The sequence below is a fragment of the Bradyrhizobium frederickii genome, from assembly GCF_004570865.1.
GTDB classification, from domain to species: Bacteria; Pseudomonadota; Alphaproteobacteria; order Rhizobiales; family Xanthobacteraceae; genus Bradyrhizobium; species Bradyrhizobium frederickii.
Genome location: NZ_SPQS01000014.1, coordinates 139,867 through 158,997 on the forward strand (window position 1 = coordinate 139,867; position 19,131 = coordinate 158,997).

Annotated in this window: 17 protein-coding genes and 1 tRNA gene; 12 read left to right on the forward strand and 6 right to left on the reverse strand. The window is 67.0% G+C overall.

Annotated features, from left to right (window positions below):
• Positions 1 to 262: 262 nt before the first annotated feature.
• Complete coding sequence (locus tag E4K64_RS24200) at positions 263 to 1,429, forward strand: DNA topoisomerase IB (protein WP_135165741.1); 1,167 nt, start codon at positions 263 to 265, stop codon at positions 1,427 to 1,429.
• A 138-nt stretch (positions 1,430 to 1,567) separates the two neighbouring features.
• Here E4K64_RS24200 and E4K64_RS24205 read toward each other — a convergent pair whose 3' ends face one another.
• Positions 1,568 to 2,023 (reverse strand): SRPBCC family protein, encoded by a 456-nt coding sequence (locus tag E4K64_RS24205; protein WP_135165742.1) that lies wholly within the window; start codon positions 2,021 to 2,023, stop codon positions 1,568 to 1,570.
• A gap of 101 nt (positions 2,024 to 2,124) precedes the next feature.
• Here E4K64_RS24205 and E4K64_RS24210 point away from each other — a divergent pair, with 101 nt between their 5' ends.
• Positions 2,125 to 3,204, forward strand: coding sequence for an adenylate/guanylate cyclase domain-containing protein (locus E4K64_RS24210; RefSeq protein WP_135165743.1), 1,080 nt, complete (start codon positions 2,125 to 2,127; stop codon positions 3,202 to 3,204).
• Positions 3,205 to 3,208: 4 nt separating this feature from the next.
• On the opposite strand, the gene E4K64_RS24215 is transcribed toward E4K64_RS24210, so the two are convergent.
• From E4K64_RS24215 to tsaD, 3 genes are all read right to left on the reverse strand, one after another.
• Positions 3,209 to 3,622: an EVE domain-containing protein gene (locus E4K64_RS24215; protein ID WP_126256823.1), complete on the reverse strand. Its 414-nt coding sequence runs from the start codon at positions 3,620 to 3,622 to the stop codon at positions 3,209 to 3,211.
• A 2-nt stretch (positions 3,623 to 3,624) separates the two neighbouring features.
• The gene (locus E4K64_RS24220) at positions 3,625 to 4,605 is read right to left on the reverse strand and encodes an NAD(P)H-dependent glycerol-3-phosphate dehydrogenase (RefSeq protein WP_135165744.1); all 981 of its coding nucleotides are present in this window, start codon (positions 4,603 to 4,605) and stop codon (positions 3,625 to 3,627) included.
• 182 nt (positions 4,606 to 4,787) lie between these two features.
• On the reverse strand, positions 4,788 to 5,855 hold the full coding sequence (tsaD, locus tag E4K64_RS24225) for a tRNA (adenosine(37)-N6)-threonylcarbamoyltransferase complex transferase subunit TsaD (RefSeq protein WP_209311988.1): 1,068 nt from the start codon (positions 5,853 to 5,855) through the stop codon (positions 4,788 to 4,790).
• Positions 5,856 to 6,013: 158 nt separating this feature from the next.
• Between tsaD and E4K64_RS24230 the strand changes: the two genes are divergently transcribed.
• From E4K64_RS24230 to E4K64_RS40505, 5 genes are all read left to right on the forward strand, one after another.
• Positions 6,014 to 6,760: a uroporphyrinogen-III synthase gene (locus tag E4K64_RS24230; RefSeq protein WP_135165797.1), complete on the forward strand. Its 747-nt coding sequence runs from the start codon at positions 6,014 to 6,016 to the stop codon at positions 6,758 to 6,760.
• A 64-nt stretch (positions 6,761 to 6,824) separates the two neighbouring features.
• The gene (locus tag E4K64_RS24235) at positions 6,825 to 8,033 is read left to right on the forward strand and encodes a COG4223 family protein (RefSeq protein WP_135165746.1); all 1,209 of its coding nucleotides are present in this window, start codon (positions 6,825 to 6,827) and stop codon (positions 8,031 to 8,033) included.
• Between the two features lie 36 nt (positions 8,034 to 8,069).
• Positions 8,070 to 9,842 carry a heme biosynthesis HemY N-terminal domain-containing protein gene (locus E4K64_RS24240; RefSeq protein WP_135165747.1) on the forward strand — a complete coding sequence of 591 codons (1,773 nt, stop codon included), beginning with the start codon at positions 8,070 to 8,072 and terminating at the stop codon, positions 9,840 to 9,842.
• A 100-nt stretch (positions 9,843 to 9,942) separates the two neighbouring features.
• A tRNA-Thr gene (locus E4K64_RS24245) sits at positions 9,943 to 10,018 on the forward strand.
• Positions 10,019 to 10,387: 369 nt separating this feature from the next.
• Positions 10,388 to 10,780, forward strand: a complete 393-nt coding sequence (locus E4K64_RS40505; RefSeq protein ID WP_167772228.1) for a hypothetical protein — start codon at positions 10,388 to 10,390, stop codon at positions 10,778 to 10,780.
• Positions 10,781 to 10,917: 137 nt separating this feature from the next.
• Here E4K64_RS40505 and E4K64_RS24255 read toward each other — a convergent pair whose 3' ends face one another.
• Entirely contained in the window at positions 10,918 to 11,967 is a 1,050-nt protein-coding gene (locus E4K64_RS24255; RefSeq protein ID WP_135165749.1) for a polysaccharide deacetylase family protein, read from the reverse strand.
• A gap of 253 nt (positions 11,968 to 12,220) precedes the next feature.
• Between E4K64_RS24255 and E4K64_RS24260 the strand changes: the two genes are divergently transcribed.
• Both E4K64_RS24260 and E4K64_RS24265 read left to right on the forward strand, forming a co-directional pair.
• Positions 12,221 to 12,514 carry a hypothetical protein gene (locus E4K64_RS24260; protein WP_135165750.1) on the forward strand — a complete coding sequence of 98 codons (294 nt, stop codon included), beginning with the start codon at positions 12,221 to 12,223 and terminating at the stop codon, positions 12,512 to 12,514.
• Between the two features lie 174 nt (positions 12,515 to 12,688).
• Positions 12,689 to 12,904, forward strand: a complete 216-nt coding sequence (locus E4K64_RS24265) for a cysteine rich repeat-containing protein (RefSeq protein WP_135165751.1) — start codon at positions 12,689 to 12,691, stop codon at positions 12,902 to 12,904.
• Positions 12,905 to 12,998: 94 nt separating this feature from the next.
• Here E4K64_RS24265 and E4K64_RS24270 read toward each other — a convergent pair whose 3' ends face one another.
• Positions 12,999 to 14,687, reverse strand: a complete 1,689-nt coding sequence (locus tag E4K64_RS24270) for an MFS transporter (protein WP_135165752.1) — start codon at positions 14,685 to 14,687, stop codon at positions 12,999 to 13,001.
• 136 nt (positions 14,688 to 14,823) lie between these two features.
• On the opposite strand from E4K64_RS24270, the gene E4K64_RS24275 reads away from it, so the two are divergent.
• From E4K64_RS24275 to E4K64_RS24285, 3 genes are read left to right on the forward strand one after another with little or no spacing between them, the layout of a single operon-like run.
• On the forward strand, positions 14,824 to 16,194 hold the full coding sequence (locus tag E4K64_RS24275; protein ID WP_135165753.1) for a hydrolase: 1,371 nt from the start codon (positions 14,824 to 14,826) through the stop codon (positions 16,192 to 16,194).
• 33 nt (positions 16,195 to 16,227) lie between these two features.
• Positions 16,228 to 17,598, forward strand: coding sequence for a cytochrome P450 (locus E4K64_RS24280; RefSeq protein ID WP_135165754.1), 1,371 nt, complete (start codon positions 16,228 to 16,230; stop codon positions 17,596 to 17,598).
• Between the two features lie 51 nt (positions 17,599 to 17,649).
• Positions 17,650 to 19,059 (forward strand): adenylate/guanylate cyclase domain-containing protein, encoded by a 1,410-nt coding sequence (locus E4K64_RS24285; RefSeq protein ID WP_135165755.1) that lies wholly within the window; start codon positions 17,650 to 17,652, stop codon positions 19,057 to 19,059.
• Positions 19,060 to 19,131: the final 72 nt, after the last annotated feature.

The window sequence follows — 19,131 nt, forward strand, 5'->3', positions numbered from 1 at the left end:
CAAGCCCGCCTGCGGCGACTGTCGCAGATCTGAAACAGGCCCCACGGGCGGCGTTGAGGCCTTTACCCAACTCTCAGGAATCAGCTGGTGCAGGGCGCCCATGCGACGCGGACGGTATTTGGCAACCTCTCGTCACTGATTCGGGACTCGCAATGCGGTTCGGAACACCCTAAATGGCCAACCCGGGTCCAAAGAGGCCCTTCGGAACAAACATCAGAATTACGGCATTGACCGATAACAGACAGGGCTAAGGCATAAGACTATGATGGATCAGCAGAATCTCGGGACGATACGGCCCGCTTCAGCCGATCCTGCTGCCATTGCGCTGGCCAAAGCCCTCGGACAATGGCCCAAATCGGCCCCTTTCAGGCGTCCCAGCCCCAAAAAGACCTTTGACACGGCGCCGGCGACGGTCGAGGCGCTTGCCAGGGAACTCGGCCTGCGGCTCGGCGACCAGAACGAGCTGACCATTCGCCGCATCAGGCGCGGCAAGGGCTATTCCTTCGTCCGCCCCAACGGCGCACACATCCGCGACGCCCGCACCATCCGCCGGCTGCACGCCATGGCGGTGCCGCCGGCCTATCGCGAGGTGCGCTACTCGGCCGATCCGAGCTCGCATCTTCAGGCCGTGGGCCGCGATGCCGCGGGCCGGCTGCAATATCGCTATCACGCCGATTGGGAGAAGGTCCGCGAGCATCGCAAGGCGCATCGCCTGGAGAAGCTCGTCGGCGCGCTGCCCAAGATCCGGCGCAAGGTCTCGGCGTTCCTGTCGGGCGACGAGCCGACGCGTGAATTCGCGCTCTCGGCCGTGATCGAGCTGATCGCGCGCACCGCGATCCGCCCCGGCAACGAATCCTACGCCCGCCTCAACGGCACCCGCGGCGCGACCACACTGCTCAAGTCCAACGTCACGCTGGAAGACGATTGCTTCGTGCTGACCTTCAAGGCGAAGGGCGGCAAGGCAGTGCGCAAGGAATGCGACGCGGCCAAGCTGGTGCGCGCCATCGGTATTTTGCAGGGCGTCCCCGGCAAGCGGATGTTCCAGTATCGGGACGCCAACGGCATCGTGCGCGCGGTCAGCACCACGCAGGTGAATGCGTTCCTGCGCGAGATCGCCGGAATCAAGATCTCGCTGAAGGATTTTCGCACGCTGATGGCCTCCGCCGTGGTCGTGGAATCCCTGTCGCGGATCACGCCGGCGACCAGCCAGCGCGGCCGCAAGAAGCAGGTGCTGGACGCGATCCGCGCTGCCGCCGACAAGCTCTCCAACACGCCGGCGATCTGCCGCAAGAGCTATGTCCACGACACCATCGTCACCGCTTTCGAGGAAGGCATCCTCGAACGCTTTGCCGCGACCATGAAGGGCCAGCGCTCGCAGGCGCGGCGCGAGCAGCTCCTGCAGCAGGTGGTCGCGACGGCGGCGGTGTAACGACACTGCCGTTGGAGGTGAAAATAGGCGCGGGTGCCGTAGTGCCGTAGCTGTAGGGTGGGCAAAGCGTAGCGTGCCCACCACCTCTCAGTGATTACGTAAGACGTGGGCACGCTTCGCTTTGCCCACCCGACAGAGCTACGACTTGGTCGAGACGCCGTTATCGGGACCGGGATCGCCGCCTGCGGCCACGATCGTCAGCCGTTCCAGATAATGCGCCCACCCCGTCGCATGCGAAGCCGCCTGCGCTTCGCTCGGCAGGCCGCTATGGGTCATGCGCAGCAGCGTGCCGCCATCGCGCTCGATCAGGTCGATCTCGATCAGGCTCGAGCCCGGCGGCACTTCCTGGCCGCCCTCCCAGCCGAACGTGTAGGCCAGACGATGCACCGGCACGACCTCGCGGAAGGCGCCGCGGGCGACGCCGCCGCGCGGACCGACGCCCTTGAGCAGATAGAGCCCGCCGGGATGCGGCTCCGTGGTCACCTCCGACCCCATCCAGCTCAGGATCTTCTCGGGGTCGGTCAGGTAAGCGAAAACGGTAGCGCGCGGTGCCGCGATCTGGGTCTCGCGTCGCACGATGAACGGTTCAGTCATGGGCGATCATTCCTTCGCTGACACTGGGACATGGCGGCGCGTGGGCGGCCCGTCAAGGATTGGCCGTGACAAACCCGGCCCGCCTTCGCCATGATCGGGCCATGCAGCTCTCCCCGACGCTCGCCTGGCTTGTCGATGTCGCCTCGGATAGTGCCGGGGCCGACCGCCTGCTCGCGGAACTCGGCGCTCATCTCGTGGCCGACGGCGTGCCGCTTGCGGCGGGCGCCCTCACGCTGGAGGTGCCGCATCCGCTGATCGCGAAGCGGACATGGCTATGGCGGGCCGACAGCGGCCAGGTGATCGAAGCGCTCGGCTTCGCGCCTGGCGGGCTGGCTCCGGATCCGCCGAACGATGCCGGTCGCCGCTGGCTGCGCGACATCGTGCGCGGCGAGCTGCACGAAGACATCGTCGGACGGCAAGATGGGCCGCTGCTCAGCTGGATCGGGCCGCGGCCGTTCACCGCAGATGAAATCGGGCAACTGCGCCAGGCCGCGCGTTTCGCCGCAACGCCGCTTGCCGTGCTCGCCGCGCGCGCCACGTTGCGGGCAACGCTGGACGCCTATCTCGGCAGGCGCAGCGCCGAGCGGGTGCTGGCGGCACCCTTGCGGCGCGATCTCGGCGAGACCATTCAGGCCGCGCTGCTCTATGCGGATTTGCGCAATTTCACGACCCTGTCGGAAACCTCACCACCTGGCGAGGTCATCGCCGCGCTCGACGCCTGGTTCGATCGCATCGCCGGCGCTGTTCACGCCTTCGGCGGCGAGGTCCTGAAATTCATCGGCGACGGCGTGCTCGCGATCTTTCCGGTGGTCGAGGCATCGCCGCGCCCTGCCTGCGAGGCCGCTCTGCGTGCTGCCGGCGCAGCCGAGGCCGGGATGGCCTATCTCAACGCGGAGCGCGGCGCCAAGGGCCTGCCGCCGCTGGCGTTCGGTGCTGCGCTCCATCTCGGCGAGATGCTCTGGGGCAATATCGGTGCCGCGAACCGGCTCGATTTCACCGCGATCGGTCCAGCCGTCAATCTCGCCAGCCGCCTCGAAGGATTGTGCAAGCCGTTGGGGCGGGCTGTGCTGGTGTCGGGCGCGCTTGCCGCCGAGACGGACATGAAGCTGGTCGCGCTCGGGTCGCATTCGCTGCGCGGCATTGCAGCGCCGTGCCAGGTGTTCACATTGCCAAAGACGTGAGGAACTACATCCCGCCCATCTTGCAGACGAGCTTCCACTCCTCCGCCGTCACCGGCTGCACCGAGAGCCGCGAATATTTCACCAGCGCCATGTCGGCCAGCTTCTTTTCGGCCTTGATCGCAGCCATCGTCACCGGATTCTTCAAGGGCTTGTCGGCCTTGATATCGACGCAGACGAATTTGCCGGTCTTGTCGGTCGGATCGGGATAGGCCTCCTTGATGACCTCGGCAATGCCGACGATCTCCTTGCCTTCGTTGGAATGATAATAGAACGCCTTGTCGCCTTTCTTCATGGCAACGAGGTTCTGGCGCGCGGTGTAGTTGCGCACACCGGTCCAGGCCTCGCCCTTGGCGCCCTTCGCCACCTGCTGGTCCCAGGACCACACCGACGGTTCGGATTTCACCAGCCAGTACGCCATGTTCATTCCTCAGACTTGAAGGGGCGCGTCAGCAGCCCCGAAATCGCCGCGTCGATCGTGCTCCGGCCGCTCAGGATCGAGGCGACCGCTTCTGATACCGGCATCTCGATGTTTCGCGAAGCTGCGAGCTCGATCAGCACCGGCGCGGTGTACTCACCCTCGGCGAGCTTGCCGGCGGGCGGCTGCTCGCCGCGGCCGAGCGCGAGCCCGAGCGCGAAATTGCGCGATTGCGGACTCGCGCAGGTCAGGATGAGATCGCCGAGACCCGACAGGCCCGCGAGTGTCTCGCTGCGCGCGCCCAAGGCGCGGCCGAGGCGCGTCAGCTCGGCAAAGCCGCGCGTCGTCAGCGCCGCCTGGGCGGAGGCCCCGAGCTTGCGCCCGACCGCGATGCCGACCGCGATCGCCAGCACGTTCTTGGCGGCGCCGCCGATCTCGACGCCGCGGATGTCGGTGGAGTGATAGGGGCGGAATGTCGGCGAGCCCAGCGCCTGCACCAGGCCGCTCGCCAGCGCCTCGTCCCTTGCCGCCAGCGTCACCGCCGTCGGCAAGCCGCGCGCGACGTCGTCGGCAAAGCTCGGTCCCGACAGGATCGCCGGCTGCGCGTGCGGCGCGGCCTCCGCGATCACGTCGGTCATGAACTTGTGGGTGCCGTGCTCGATGCCCTTGGCGCAGGCGACGATCGGCAACGGCCTTGTCAGATGCGAGGCCAGCATGTTGACCGCGCCGCGCAAATGCTGCGCCGGTGTTGCGATCAGCAACATGTCGGCGCGCGCGGTGAGCGCCAGATCGCTGGTCACGACGATCTCCGCCGCGATCCGCACGCCGGGCAGCCGCGGATTGTCGCGCGTCGATGCGATCCGCGCGGCATGTTCGGCATTGCGCGCCCACAGCGTCACGGCGCGCCCGGCCCGCGCCGCCACGGTCGCCAGCGCCGTGCCCCAGGCGCCCGCCCCGATCACCGCGACGGATTGGAACGTGGTCATGGCGCGATCCCCCTACCCCCTCGCCCCGCTTGCGGGGAGAGGGTCGGGGTGAGGGGGGCTCTCCGCTGGGACGGTGCCAGCGAGACTCGCGGAGAGTCCCCCTCACCCGCCGCGCTGCGCGCGTCGACCTCTCCCCGCAAGCGGGGCGAGGTGAAGCGGGGCTTGTGGCGGCACCACGGCATTCAATATCCCGCCCGGGTCTTGCCGTAGCCTGCCGGTGCCGTCGCGCTGGCGTCGAGCAGCCAGCGTGCCCGCGGCTGCGCGTCCATCGTGTCGGTCATGCCGAGTGCGAGGCGCTCGGCACCGGCCCAGGCGATCATCGCGCCGTTGTCGGTGCAGAGTGCGGGCGGCGGCATGATCAATTGTGTCCCGGCTTGCTGTGCGACGTCATCGAGGGCGCCGCGGATCGCCTGATTGGCGGCGACGCCGCCGGCCGCGACCAGCGCGCGCGGCGCGCCGAATTTTTCGCGGAACAGCCTGAGGCCAACGCTCAACCGGTCGGCCGTCGATTCGAGCACTGCAGCCTGAAAGCTCGCGCAGAGATCGCTGATGTCCTGCGGGGTGATCTCGGCGAGCCGGCTCGCCTCGGTGCGCACCGCCGTCTTCAATCCCGACAGCGAGAAATTCGCATCGGGTCTGCCCTGCATCGGCCGCGGGAACGCAAAGCGCGTGGCGTCGCCGCTCGCCGCCGCGCGCTCGACCTGCGGGCCGCCGGGATAGGGCAGGCCCAGCATCTTCGCGACCTTGTCGAAGGCCTCGCCGATCGCATCGTCGACGGTGGTGCCGAGCCGCACATATTGGCCGACTCCGGTGACCGCGACGATCTGGGTATGGCCGCCGGAGGCAAGAAACAGGCAATAGGGAAACGCGATGCCATCGGTGAGGCGCGGCGTCAGCGCATGCGCCTCCAGATGGTTCACTGCGACCAGCGGCGTGTCGTGCACCATCGCGATCGCCTTGGCGGTGGTGAGCCCGACGATGACGCCGCCGATCAGGCCCGGCCCCGCGGCGGCCGCGACGCCACCGAGCTGGCCGAAGCCGATGCCGGCCTCGCGCATGGCGCGATCGACGATGCCGTCGAGCAGGTCGACATGGGCGCGGGCGGCGATCTCCGGCACCACGCCGCCGAAGCGGGCGTGCTCCTCGATCTGCGACCGCACGATGTTGGACAGGATCTTGCCGCTGCCGTCAGACGCGCGCTCGACCACGGCCGCGGCGGTCTCGTCGCAGGTGGTTTCGATGCCCAGCACCAGCATTGGCGAATTGTTATCCAATTTGCGCCCTTGCGCTCATCCGTAAAGCAGAGTTCTGGTACGTCCGGTAGCATTCCGGGGCCAGATTGCGCAATCGTCACGAAGCAAGCCGTCCGGGTCGTGCGTCACCGCCACGTGGTTCGGGAACACCAGCGATGTCCATTCTTGTCACACGGCCGCATCCCGACAATGAAGCGACGGCGGCAAGTCTGCGCGCGCGGGGCCATGCGGTGCTGCTTGCGCCGGCGCTCAAGTTCGAGCCGGTCGCCTTCCATGACAAAGGTGAAGCGCGCTACGGTGCCGTCCTCGTCACGTCGGCCAATGCGATCCGTGCCGTCGCGCCGCAATTGCGCGACCTTGGTCTTCTGGAGCTGCCGTTGTTTGCGGTCGGCGAGCATACCGCCGCCGCGGCGTGCGACGCCGGCTTTACCCGGGTGATCGTCGCCGGTGGCGATGCCGCGTCCCTGCGCGACAAGGTGATGCAGGGCGCGCGCGACAAGGTGCTGAAGAAAAAGAGCACACTGCTGTATCTCGCGGGCGCGGATCTATCGCGTGACCTCGGCGCTGAGCTCGATGCGGAGGGTTTCTCCGTGGTCACGCAGACGACCTATCGCATGACGCCGGTCAAGCATCTGCCGCGCGAGGTCTGCGAGGGCTTTGCCGCCCACGGCGTCGAGGCGGTGCTGCACTACTCCCGGCGCAGCGCCCGGGCGTTCCTGGATGCGGCCAGGGACGAGGGCGTCGAAATCTCGGCGCTGGCGATACCGCAATGCTGTCTGTCCGAGGCGGTCGCGGGCGCGCTGCGCGAGGCCGGCGCGTCGCAGGTTCTGGTTGCCGCGACCCCGGACGAAAGTGCCTTATTTGCCACCTTGGAGCGTGCTTTGCGGACCCGTTTGGCGTAAGAGGTCGGGCCGAATCCGACGCAATCTAGTTCACCTTGATATGGAAGTGTGAGGAACCGTCACGATGGCCGACGACAAGCCTGAAGACGCAGGATTGGCGCCCGACAGCGGACGTGCCAAGCGCACTCCGCCGACTATTGATCTTGAAGCCACCGAAGTCGCGACCCAGCCGCAGGAAACGGCGGTCGAGCCCGAGGCCCCGCCCGCGCCGGAGCACGCTGCGCCTGAACAGGCAGAATCCGGCAAGGCCGACGCAGAGCCGGAGCGTATCGAAGCGCAGGCTCCGGCGTCGTCGATTTCGCCCTGGGCCATTGCGCCGTTCTCCGGCGCTGTTGCAGCTGCAATCGTGATCGCGGTCGGCTGGATGCTGGGCTGGCCTGCGGTGCAGGCGCCGCCTGCCGCACCGCAAGTCACCAGCGCGACGGTCGATGCGCTGAGCGGGCGCGTCAGCGCGGTCGAGGCCAAGGCCGGCAAGCCCGGCGCCGATCCGGCGATGGCGGCGCGAATCGACGCGATCGAGAAATCGATCGGCAGCCTGCGCGGCGACATCGCCAATCTGCGCACGCAGTCCGACAAGACAGCGGCTGCACTGAACGACGTGAAGTCCGCGCCAGGTGCTGCCGCGCCCGATCTTTCCGCGCTCAGCGATCGCATCGCGCAGCTCGAACGCGCCAGCAGGGCCGAACGGGCCGAGCTCGCGCAGCAGGGCGAGAAGATCGCCGATGCAAAGGCGAAGGACGACAAGCCGCTGCGCAACGTGGTGGCGGCCGCTTTGCTCGACGTCGCTGTTCGCCATGGCGATCCCTATCAACAGCAATTGGCCGCGGCGCGGTCGCTGGCAGCCAGGCCCGACACGCTGAAGCCGCTCGACACGTTTGCATCGTCGGGCATCCCGACGCCGGTCGCGCTGAGCCGCGAATTGCTCACCATCGTGCCGAAACTGTCGCCGCCGGCGGAAGCTCCGGCCGCGAGTGCCGGCATCGTCGAGCGTCTTCAGGCCGGCGCGTCGAAACTCGTCCGCATCGAGCGCACCGACGGGGTCGGCAACGACCGCGGCGCGATCGTCGCGCGGGTGACGGCCGCGGCGCTGCGCAACGATTTCGTGGAAGCGCGGCGCGAGCTCAAGACGCTGCCGGAGGCCGATCGCACCGCGGCACAGGCCTGGCTCGACAAGGCCGATGCACGCGACGCCGCGCTCGCGGCTTCACGCAAATTTGCCGACGATGCGATGGCGGATCTCGCCAAATCTGATCCGGCCAAGCCTGCTCAATAACGTTCGCGCAACAATCGGCGCGTAATAGGGATCGTCATGCTTCGCATCGTCCTCTTTCTCGTCCTGATCGCGCTGGCGGCGGCCGGCGCGGCCTGGGTTGCCGACCAGCCGGGCGATCTCATCCTGACCGCAGGTAGTTTCCGGATCTCGACGACGCTTCCCAGATTCGTGTTCCTGCTCGGCCTCTTTGCGGCGGCTGTCGTGCTGGTCTGGAGCATTTTGACGATGGTCTGGCGCACGCCGAAGCGCCTGCGGCGCCGCCGCCACGACAAGCGCCACGCAAAGGGCCGCCACGCCATCACTCACGGCCTGCTCGCGATCGGTCATGGCGACACCGCGCTCGCCCGCCGTCATGCCGAGGCGGCGCGGCGGCATGCGCCGAACGATCCGCTCGCGCTGCTCCTGCACGCGCAGTCGGCACAGCTCGAAGGCAACCGCGACGAGGCGCAGCGCGTCTTCCGCGTCATGGCCGAGCGCGAGGACACGCGCCTGCTCGGCCTGCGCGGCCTGTTCATCGAGGCGCAGCGCGCCGACGATGCAGTCGGCGCGGTGATGATCGCCGAGGAAGCGATCAAGCTGTCGCCGTCCTCGACCTGGGCATCGCATGCGGTGCTCGGCTTCCGTTGCGCGCGCGGCGACTGGAGTGGGGCACTCGCGATCCTCGACTCGAATCTGCGCGCGGGGCAGATCGATAAGCAGACCTATCGCCGGCAGCGCGGCGTCCTGCTCACCGCGCGCGCGCTGGAGCTGGAAACCATGGACCGCGACGTCGCGCGCGAGAGCGTGATGGAGGCGATCAAGCTCGCGCCGACCCTGGTGCCGGCCGCGGTGCTCGCCGCGAAATTCGAGAGCGAGGCGCATCAGGTGCGCCGCGCCATGAAGCTGGTGGAAGCCGCCTGGCTCGCCAATCCGCATCCCGATCTCGCGGACGCCTATGCGCATGTGAAGCTCGGGGATACCGCATGGCACCGCTTGCAGCGGGTCGAGACCCTCGCCGCGAAGACGCCAGCCGACAAGCCCGGTCATTTCGAAGGGCAGCTCGCGATCGCCCGCGCTGCGATAGATGCTTCGGAGTTCGCCCGCGCGCGCGAGGTGCTCGCGCCTTATCTCAAGGATCCGACCCAGCGCGTCGCGCTGCTGATGGCCGAGATCGAGCGCGCCGAGCATGGCGATAGCGGCCGCGCCCGCGCCTGGACCTTGCGCGCGGTGCGCGCCCGTCACGATCCGGCCTGGACCGCGGACGGTTACGTCAGCGACCGTTGGCGCCCGGTCTCCCCGGTCACCGGCCGCCTCGATGCGTTCCAGTGGCAGACACCGGTCGCGAGCCTGCCCTCGGACAGGGGCACCACGATCGAATCTTCGGCCTTCGAGGAAGCCATGCTGGCGGCGCCGCCGCCGAAGCGCGTGACGGTGGCGGTCAGCGAAGCCCCGGCGGAACCGCTGGTGACGGTCCCCGCTCCAGCGCTGGCCGCGCAGGACAATTCGCCCCCCGAGACCAAGGAAGTCGACAAAGAAACCATCAAGGAAACGATGAAGGACGAGCCGGCGGTCACGCCCGCCGAACCGGTCCAGGCGGCTCCCGAGCCCGCCGAATCATCGCCGCTGGCGGCCACACCGGTGTTCCGGACCCGCGCCGACCTCGGCAAACCCGCTCCAGCGCCGATTCCGGCGGTCATCCCCCTCGTCCGGGCCCCCGACGACCCCGGGATCGACGACGAGGGGCCGAGCGATGAATTCACGGAACAAATCGGCACACCCAAGGCCCAGGCGGGGGGCTGGCGCGGGTTCTGGTCGCGCTGGGGCGCGTGAGCCGCAATTCGAAGCCGGCTTGTCCTTGCCAATTCGGGCCATGCCCGATATCAGGAGCGCGCGTATCGGGGCCGGCATCGCCCAGGCCCCGGCAGGGTTCGCCGCAATAGCTCAGTCGGTAGAGCACGTCATTCGTAATGACGGGGTCGGGGGTTCGAATCCCTCTTGCGGCACCAGCGCCTGACTGTCCAACCCGGACACATAGGTAGCGAAACGTACCTGAGACATGGGTGACAACCTCGTGCCGATCGGGGTGTCGAGAGGTTTCAAAGCTTTCACTCCAAGTGTTTTCACTCCAGGTCGATCGCGTTTGCGGCTCTGGTGCGGTGGGCTCGGCGACGATCCGTCGCTCGCATGGACGCGGAAAAGGGCGTGCGCCTGCTCGACAACATGAGTTTTCCGGACGTGACGCTGCGGGTCTATTGGCGCGGGTGTTGACCGCGGCCGGCCGGTTCGAAATTGTCCGCGTTTATGTGAGGCCAATCACTTAACCCCGAGCACATTGCCCGTAATGTCCCGGTCACGCCAACACGGGGAGACTTCACATGCGCAAGATCATTCTGGTTGCCGCCATGGTCCTGAGTGCCGGATCTGCCCAGGCCGATGGCTCCCGCAGCCTGTCGCTGTCTGCGGCGGGCGCTCAGAGTCCCGCTCCGCTGACCGCGCCGACCAGCACCACGGCGCAGGCGAGCGAAGCTGCGCCGGCCGCCGAGGCGCCGAAATATTCCGATCGTCCGCCGGCCGTGACGCTGTCCGCGCCGCCGGCCACGACAGCCGCACCTGCGGCTGCCGCGCCTGCGACCACCACCGCGGCGCCGGTCGCGACCGCCAAGCCCGCCATCAGGAAAACCGCAGGGGCGGACAAGCCGAAGCCCAAGCGCAGCTGGACCGAGCGCCGCATCATCAGCGAGCTGCACCGCCACGGCATCTATTGGTAAGCCGCAGACCTTTACCCAATCTCGCCGTCATGCCCGGGCTTGGCCCGGGCATCCACGTCTTCGCCCCTGATCCAAGAACGTGGATGGCCGGGACGGGCCCGGCCATGACGCAAGAGTTTGACTTTGACCAATCGCGCTTACTGCGAGACTGTCTGCACCACGCTTCCGATCGGACGCGTATTCGTGCCGGCCGTCGGCACCTTCATGTCCTTCATCAGCGCGTCGTCGTATTCCGGCAGCGTCTGCAGCGGCGTCTTGGCCTTCATCTGCACGATCTTGTAACCGCCGGCCTTGAGGCGCGCGAGCAGCGCCGGCAGCGCTATTCCGGTATTCTTCTGGAAATCGTGCATCAGGATGATGCCCTTGCCGAGCTTGTCCAGCCGCGTCATCACCGTCTCGATGATCTTCTCCGGCGTGGCGCCCTTGCGGAAATCGAAGGAATCGACGTCGGTCGAGAACATCGCGACGTTGCGGGTGCCGAAATAGCTCACGATCGCCGGATTATGCTGAAGCTGCGGGAAGCGGAAGAACGGCGCCGGGTTGGCACCGAGCGCGAATTTCACCGCGCTGACGCCCTTCTCGACCTCGTCCTTGGCCATCTGCTCGGTCATCTTCTTGCCATTCAGATTGACGTGCGACCAGGTGTGCGTGCCGACCGTATGGCCCTGGGCCAGCACCTGGCGCAGGATTTCCGGATGATAGGTGGCGTGCTTGCCGACCGAGAAGAACAGGCCCTTGGTGCATTCGTCCGCGAGCGCCTTCAGCACCGCGGGCGTGTTGACCGGCCAGGGACCGTCGTCGAAGGTCAGCACGACCTCCTTCTCAGTGAGGAAGTCGAACTGCTTGAAATGATCGAAGCCGAAGCCGGGGCCGCCTGTCGTGTCGATCTCGACCACGCGGGAGACGCCGAGCGCGTTCGGATTGGCGCAGGCCTGCTTCGGCTGTACCGGCATGACGGGAGCGGGCGCCGGCGCGGCTGCCGCCGGCTTGGCCGCCACCGTCGCGGTGGTCTCGACGTCATCCCTGGCGGCGAGCTTCGCCGGTGCCGGCAATGGATCGCCGGCACGGGCAGCAACTGTCTTGGGAGCGCCCTGATCGGCGCGCGCGGAATAATAAAACCAACCGCCGGCGGCGATCACGACCGCCGCAACTACACTGGCCAGCATCAGGCCCAACGCATTACGCATCGCTACTCTTTCCAATTACGCAACCAAACCTGCGGAATTTCCCGCGCGACGCGCCATTAATGCGAAGTAACAGTTAACGTGACACCAACACGACGGCGGTTGTGGAGGAATTTCAGGGCGGTGCGCCAACGTGACCGAAGTCACAGTCGGGGTGAGGCGCGTGACGGTCATCACGGTGGAAACTGTTTTGCCGGAGCATCGTAGTTCCCATCAACAACGGGCCCGCTCTGCGCGGTGCCAATGGGAGCTTCAAATGACCAAGTCCTTTTCTGCCCGTCTCCGCGACACCAGCCTGGCTCTGAGCATTGCCGCCATCGTCTCGATCGCATCGACGAGCTCGAGCTTCGCCTTCACGGCCGAGGCGCAGCAGATGTGCACCGGCGATGCCTTCCGCCTGTGCTCGTCGGAAATCCCCAACATCCCGAAGATCACGGCCTGCATGATCAAGCATCGTTCGGATCTGAGCGCCGGCTGCCGCGCGGTGATGGACAAGGATCTCGCCAAGGGCGCCTCGCGCAAGGTCGCTGACGCTCAGAACAGTCAGTAACACCGCGCAGCGACAACGATCATCGCATCGGTCAGCTCCCCCACCGCGATGTGCCCCGGCGTCATGCCGGGGCCACGCGGCGGCACCCTTCCCGCTCGGCAATAAAGCCGTTGCGGGTGCGGCATCGTCGCACTAGCTTCCCCGCACATCTTTGCGGGTAAGAGGCATTACGCGATGACCAGATTTCTTTTCATCATTCCTTTGCTCCTGTGCGCCTCGGGCGCATCCGCGCAGCAGCAGCCCGGCCACGATGCCTGCGCGCGCGATGTCAGCCGCTTCTGCCGCGCCGTGATGAACAATGGCGACGGCGCCGTGCTCGCCTGCCTGAAGCAGAACCGCACTCGCCTCAGCAAGGGCTGCGACAAGGTGCTGACCGAGCACGGGCAGTGAGACGAAACGTCGTAGCCCCGGATGAGCGAAGCGATATCCGGGACTTCTTGCCCCGCATGTCGCTGCGCTCATGCGGGCTACGCGCTGACAGGACCTACGTGCTGCTTCCCGCCGCGGTCGCGACCACCGGCAGCACCTCGCCATCGGCGCGGTCCGGCGTATCGTCCTTCCAGCGCACCGAACCGAACGGGCGCTCCAGCATACGGCGGATCCGCACCGGCTCGGGACCGACGTGGAAATCGATCGCCTGCTGATGCAGCGCGCGTTCCGACTGGGTCGAGCGGTTGCGCTGGCGTAAGTAGTCGAACCAGGTCGGGCAGTGGTAGCGCTCGGTCCACAGCTCGGGATCGGCGATGTCGCGGGCGAGCGACCAGCCATAGGCGCCGTTGCGCTGGCGGGAGAGCTGCACATCCTGCATCACGTTGTGGAAGGCGCGCGCGTTCTCCTGCGCGACGCGATATTCGATCTCGACCACCAGGGGGCCGCTGCGCCCCGTCAGGGACAGCTTCACCTCGGGATCGGCCAGCACATCGGCATCCTCGTTGCGGGCACCGACGCGCGGCATCGTGAGCCAAAGCCCGAGCAGCGGCGAGATCAGCATCAGGCCGGCCGCGGTCAGCAGCGCGACCTCGACACCGGCGTAGTCGGTGAGATGACCCCAGCCCCAGGCGCCGATGGCGATGCCGCCGGAAATCGAGGCCTGGAACGCCGCGAGCGAGCGGCCGGCAACCCAGCGCGGCGCCGAGAGCTGCACGCCGATGTTGAACAGCGCAATCGCGGCCATCCAGACCGCGCCGGCCAGCACCAGCGCCGCTGCCGTCAGCACCGGCTCCGTGCTGAGGGCAAGCGCGGCCATCGCGAACGCCATCGAGATGGTGCAGGCGCGGATCGCGGACTCGCCGCTCATGCGCTTGCGCAGTTCGTGGATATTCAGTGCGCCGATCACGGCGCCCATGCCGAAGGCGCCGAGCATGATGCCGTAGGTCTGCGCGCCGCCATGCAGGAGGTCGCGCGCGACCAGCGGCATCAGCGCCATGATGGCGCCGCCGATCAGGCCCATCACCAGCGTGCGCAACAGCACGATCTTGATCGGCGGCGAATTGGTGATGTAGCGGAAGCCCGAGACCATGGCGCGGTTGAGCTTTTCCCGCGGCAGGCGCGAGGGCTCGACCGAACGGCGCCAGAGCAGCAGCACCACCAGCAGCGGAAGATAGAGGATCGCGTTGCAGGCGAACGCCGCCACCGCGCCAAGCGCGGCGACGATGACGCCGCCGACCGCGGGACCGAAGCTGCGCGCGATATTGTAGCTGATGCCGTTCAGCGCGACGGCCGAAGGCAGCGCCTCGGGCGGCACCTGTTCGCTGACCGAGGACTGCCACGCCGGGCCGAACAGCGCATTGCCGCTGCCGACCACGAAGCAGAAGGCCAGCAGCGATTCCGGGGTGATGAGATTGAATCCGGCCAGCACGGTGAGTGCGCTCGCGCCGATCAAGGCGACGGACAGCGAGATCAGCGTGACGATACGGCGGTCATACATGTCGGCGATGGCGCCGGCCGGCATCGAGATCAGCATGATCGGCAGCATCAGGGCGGTCTGCACCAGCGCCACCTGGTCGGCCGATGCCGACATCTGTGTCATCGCCCAGGCTGCGCCCACGCCCTGAATCAGCAGGCCGAGATTGGAGAGCAGGCTGGCGAGCCAGATGCGCCGGAACACGGTGTACCGCAGCGGCGCGGTAATGCCGTCGGCGGCCATTTTCTGACGGTTTGGCTGCTCGGTCATATCCTCTTCCAAATGGGCTGGCAGAAGTGGTGCAGGCGATTCCGGCAAATTCTTTGATGCCTGCGAAAGTCCTTCGCTGTCCAGTGATTAGGCCGTTATAAGCGGTGCAAAGAGACGGTTTGCCGGGGAGGAACAGATGAAGCTGTCGCGACGGACGATTTTGCTGGCGGCTGGCAGCTTGCCCTTCGCAACTGCGAGCTTGCGGACGGGCGCAATCGCCCAGACCACGGCCGCTACGCCGGGCAATGAGGTGCCGCCGATCCTGTTCGTGCACGGCAATGGCGACTATGACGCGCTCTGGATGACGACCTTGTGGCGGATGGAATCCAACGGCATCGCGCGCGAGCGCATGGCGGCGATCAATTTCACCGATCCCAATGCGCGCAGCGACGACAAGGTCGAGCAGGCGAACCGCTCCTCGACCGAGGACCAGCGCCGCGAGCTCACAGCTGCCATCGCCGAGCTCAAGCGCCGGACAGGCGCGGCGCGTGTCGCGCTGGTCGGCAGCTCGCGCGGCGGCTATGCCATTCGCAACGTGATCAAGAATGGCGGTGCCGGCGACGTCAGTCACGCCGTTCTGTGCGGCACGCCCAATCACGGCGTGTTCGCAACCGACGATCAGCCCAACAGCGAGTTCAACGGCCGCGGTGCGTTCCTGCGCGCGCTTAACGAGGGCGAGAGCGAGGTGACGCCGGGCGTCGCCTTCCTGACGCTGCGCAGCGACGGCATGGACAAATATGCCCAGGCCGACGGCCGCTTCATCGGCAAGCCCGGCACGCCGACCGGCGTCACCAATGAAGGGCCGGAGCTGAAGGGCGCCACCAATCTCGTGCTCGGTGCGCTCGACCATCGCGAGGTGGCCTTTCACCCCAGGGCGTTCCGCGAGATCTACAAGTTCATCGCCGGCCGGGAACCCGCGCGCATCGCGATCGTGCCGGAGCCGGTCGTCAGGCTGAGCGGCCTCGTCACCGGCACGCCCGGTGGCGTGCCGACCAATCGGCCTGTGGCGGGCGCAACCGTCGACATCTTCCGCGTCGATCCTGATACCGGCGACCGCAAGGGCGGCGCCGTGCACAGCGCGACCACGGGCGCCGACGGCCGCTGGGGCCCGGCGCAGATCGAGCCCTCCTGGTCGCTCGAGTTCGTTCTGACGTCGCCGGGCGCGCCGATCACGCACATCTATCGCTCGCCGTTCCCGCGCTCGTCCGACGTCGTCCATTTGCGCGCCGCACGGCCGCTGGGGCCGGCCGACAAGGACGCCGGCGCGGTCGTCATCATGTCGCGGCCGCGCGGCTATTTCGGCCTGCCGCGGGACGTGGTGCTGCTGGACGGCAGGGAGCCCGCCGACGTCAAGCCGGGCGTGCCGACCGATTCGGCGGCAACATTGCGGCTTGCAGCCGGCGAGGTTGGACGTAACATCGTGGCTCAATTCGGCGAAGAACGGATTGTGGCGCGGGCCTGGGCCGCCCAGGAGAACCGGATTGCGATTGCCGAGCTGACTTACTAGCTGTTGCCTGCGTACATCTTGCGGGAGAGAGCCATGAATATCGCCAGCGTGCGTCGGCCCATCATCCCTCCGGCTCCTCCGCGTGCGCCCGACGACATGTCGTTCTTCGGCCGTCTCGCCGTGATCCGGCGTAACATGATCGCGACCTGGGGCCAGCGCGCCTATGAGGAAGACGTCATCAAAGGCCGCTTCTTTCTCCGCAACAGTTTCATCCTGAACCAGCCGGACGCGATCCGGCACGTCCTGCTCACCAATTACGAGAACTACACGCGAACCCCGGCGGGCATCCGCATGCTGCGTCCGGTGCTGGGTGACGGGCTTCTGATCGCGGAGGGTCATTCCTGGACGTTCCAGCGCCGTACCCTCGCGCCGGCCTTCACGCCGCGCGCCACCGCGAATCTCGTTCCGCACATGACGGCGGTGCTCGACGAGACCATAGCCAAGCTGGACGCGCGGGTGGGGGAAGATATCGACCTGCGCGAGATCATGCAGCGCATGACGCTGGAGATCGCCGGGCGCACGATGTTCTCGTTCGGCATGGACCGGCATGGCGCGACCCTGCGCAATTTCATCATGGAATATGCCGCGCGGTTGGGGCGCCCGTATCTCCTCGACATGGTGCTGCCGGTGTCCTGGCCGAGCCCGATGGATTTCGCCCGCGCCCGTTTCCGCAAGCGCTGGACCGAGTTCGTCGCCATGCTGATTGCGGAGCGGCGCGCGGCCGGCAAGAAGGACGGCGCGCCGCCGCGGGACCTGTTCGATCTCATGGACGCGGCGCGCGATCCTGAGACCGGCAAGGGCTTTTCCGACGAGCAGCTCGTCGACGAGGTCGCGACCATGATCCTTGCGGGTCACGAGACCACGGCGACGGCGCTGTTCTGGGCGCTCTATCTGCTCGCGCTCGACCCGGAGACGCAGGAGGAAGTCGCCTCCGAGACGCACGGCGAGCATCTCGACAGCATCGCCGACATCGACCGGCAGAAGTTCACCCGTGCGGTGATCGAGGAGACGATGCGGCTCTATCCGCCGGCGTTCCTGGTCGCGCGTGCCGCGCGCGACAAGGACAATGCGGCCGGAATCGAGATCGGCAAGGGCGACATCATCATGATCGCGCCCTGGCTGCTGCACCGGCACGAGAAGCTGTGGGATCAGCCGAACGCGTTCATTCCAAAGCGCTTCATGTCGAAAGAGGCGCCCGATCGCTTCGCCTACCTGCCGTTCGGCGCGGGCCCGCGCGTCTGCGTCGGCGCGCCGTTCGCCCAAGCCGAATCCGTGCTGGCACTGGCCCGGTTGATCGGCGCCTTCCGTGTCGAGCTCGCCGATACCGCAAATCCCGTGGTCCCGCTCGGCGTCGTCACGACCCAGCCGGACCATTCACCCATGTTCCGCATCACGCGTCGGTGACAGGCTCATTGCCTGGCCCGCGGCGTGATCCGCACGAGATAGAGTCCTGCCATGAGCGACATCCAGGCCCAGTTTTCCGTTCTGAAGCAGACCGCCGACGCGAAGGTGGTCGATGCGATCGTACGCCTCATCGAGGAGGGCGAGGATCACGAACTCAACCGCGTCAACGTCCTCGATTTCTCCAGCCAGCACGGCCTCGACGAAGAGCGCGCGATCTCCGCCTTCCTGCATTCGGCGCGGCTCGGGCTGTTCGATCTCGGCTGGAACGTGCTGTGCCCGGGATGCGGCGGCGTGCTCGGCGCGCATTCGACGCTGAAGGCGCTCAAGCCCGACGATTATCATTGCGCACTCTGCGCCTGCGGCTACAAGGCCTCCGTCGACGATCAGGTCGAGGTCTCCTTCACCGTCAACCCGCGCGTCCGGCGCATCGCGGCGCACGACCCTGATACGCTTCCCGTGTGGGAATATTTCAAGCAGGTGTTCTGGAGCTCCGGCGTCGACTTCAACAAGGAATCGTTCGCGACCCTTGCCAATGAGGTGACGCTCGACACGATGGAGCTGCCGGCAGGCGAGAAGGCGACCATGTCGCTGCAGCTGCCGAGCGACTTCGTCATCATCTTCGAGCCGGTGACGCACGCCGCCCATTTCATCGACGTCCAGGGCGAGCCGGCCAAGGACCGGCAGCAGCTCGCCATCATGTACAACAAGGTGCAGGCCCCGACCGGGACCACCACCATGCGGCCCGGCCCGCTGCGGCTGTCGCTGGAGAACCAGGCCGGCGTACGCGTGCTGCCGTCGGTCTTCATCGCCGCCGAAGCGCTCCACCATCTCATCGGCAAGCGCAAGCCGTTCCTCACCGCCAAGCGGATGCTGTCGAACCAGACCTTCCGCGACGTGTTCAAGGCGGACAATCTCAGTCTCGATCAGCGGCTTCAGATCACCTCGCTCACCTTCCTGTTCACCGACCTGAAGGGCTCGACCGCGCTCTATGAACGGGTCGGCGATCTCGCCGCCTTCGACCTCGTGCGCGCGCATTTCCATGCGCTGCTCGAGATCATCTCCTCCGAGAAGGGCGCGGTGGTGAAGACCATCGGCGATGCCGTGATGGCGACCTTCGTCCGTCCCGAGCACGCCATCGTCGCGGGCTTGCGGATGCGCGCGGCCATGGACGAGCTCAACAAGCAGCGCGGCACCGACGATCTCATCGTCAAGATCGGCATCCATGAGGGCCCGTGTCTTGCGGTGATGCTCAACGAGCGGCAGGATTATTTCGGCCAGACCGTCAACATCGCCGCCCGCGTGCAGAGCCTGTCGACGGCGCAGGAAATCCACATCACCGGCCCGGTGCTCGACGCGCCCGCGGTTGCGGAGGTGCTGGAGCAGCGCGCGATCAAGCCGATCCAGAAACAGGCGGCGCTGCGCGGCATCGCCGACAAGATGGTGGTGTACGAGATTCCGTGAGTTCGGATCGTCATTCCGGGTTCGCGCTTTGCGCGTCCCGGAATGACGGTGAAGAGATTGCCGAAACGTAAT

What these genes read in the sequence shown, in the direction of transcription:
- E4K64_RS24200 (WP_135165741.1), top strand. Translation starts at nt 263, where the DNA reads ATGATGGATCAGCAGAATCTCGGGACGATACGGCCCGCTTCAGCCGAT.
- E4K64_RS24205 (WP_135165742.1), bottom strand. Translation starts at nt 2,023, where the DNA reads ATGACTGAACCGTTCATCGTGCGACGCGAGACCCAGATCGCGGCACCG.
- E4K64_RS24210 (WP_135165743.1), top strand. Translation starts at nt 2,125, where the DNA reads ATGCAGCTCTCCCCGACGCTCGCCTGGCTTGTCGATGTCGCCTCGGAT.
- E4K64_RS24215 (WP_126256823.1), bottom strand. Translation starts at nt 3,622, where the DNA reads ATGGCGTACTGGCTGGTGAAATCCGAACCGTCGGTGTGGTCCTGGGAC.
- E4K64_RS24220 (WP_135165744.1), bottom strand. Translation starts at nt 4,605, where the DNA reads ATGACCACGTTCCAATCCGTCGCGGTGATCGGGGCGGGCGCCTGGGGC.
- E4K64_RS24230 (WP_135165797.1), top strand. Translation starts at nt 6,014, where the DNA reads ATGTCCATTCTTGTCACACGGCCGCATCCCGACAATGAAGCGACGGCG.
- E4K64_RS24235 (WP_135165746.1), top strand. Translation starts at nt 6,825, where the DNA reads ATGGCCGACGACAAGCCTGAAGACGCAGGATTGGCGCCCGACAGCGGA.
- E4K64_RS24240 (WP_135165747.1), top strand. Translation starts at nt 8,070, where the DNA reads ATGCTTCGCATCGTCCTCTTTCTCGTCCTGATCGCGCTGGCGGCGGCC.
- E4K64_RS40505 (WP_167772228.1), top strand. Translation starts at nt 10,388, where the DNA reads ATGCGCAAGATCATTCTGGTTGCCGCCATGGTCCTGAGTGCCGGATCT.
- E4K64_RS24255 (WP_135165749.1), bottom strand. Translation starts at nt 11,967, where the DNA reads ATGCGTAATGCGTTGGGCCTGATGCTGGCCAGTGTAGTTGCGGCGGTC.
- E4K64_RS24260 (WP_135165750.1), top strand. Translation starts at nt 12,221, where the DNA reads ATGACCAAGTCCTTTTCTGCCCGTCTCCGCGACACCAGCCTGGCTCTG.
- E4K64_RS24265 (WP_135165751.1), top strand. Translation starts at nt 12,689, where the DNA reads ATGACCAGATTTCTTTTCATCATTCCTTTGCTCCTGTGCGCCTCGGGC.
- E4K64_RS24270 (WP_135165752.1), bottom strand. Translation starts at nt 14,687, where the DNA reads ATGACCGAGCAGCCAAACCGTCAGAAAATGGCCGCCGACGGCATTACC.
- E4K64_RS24275 (WP_135165753.1), top strand. Translation starts at nt 14,824, where the DNA reads ATGAAGCTGTCGCGACGGACGATTTTGCTGGCGGCTGGCAGCTTGCCC.
- E4K64_RS24280 (WP_135165754.1), top strand. Translation starts at nt 16,228, where the DNA reads ATGAATATCGCCAGCGTGCGTCGGCCCATCATCCCTCCGGCTCCTCCG.
- E4K64_RS24285 (WP_135165755.1), top strand. Translation starts at nt 17,650, where the DNA reads ATGAGCGACATCCAGGCCCAGTTTTCCGTTCTGAAGCAGACCGCCGAC.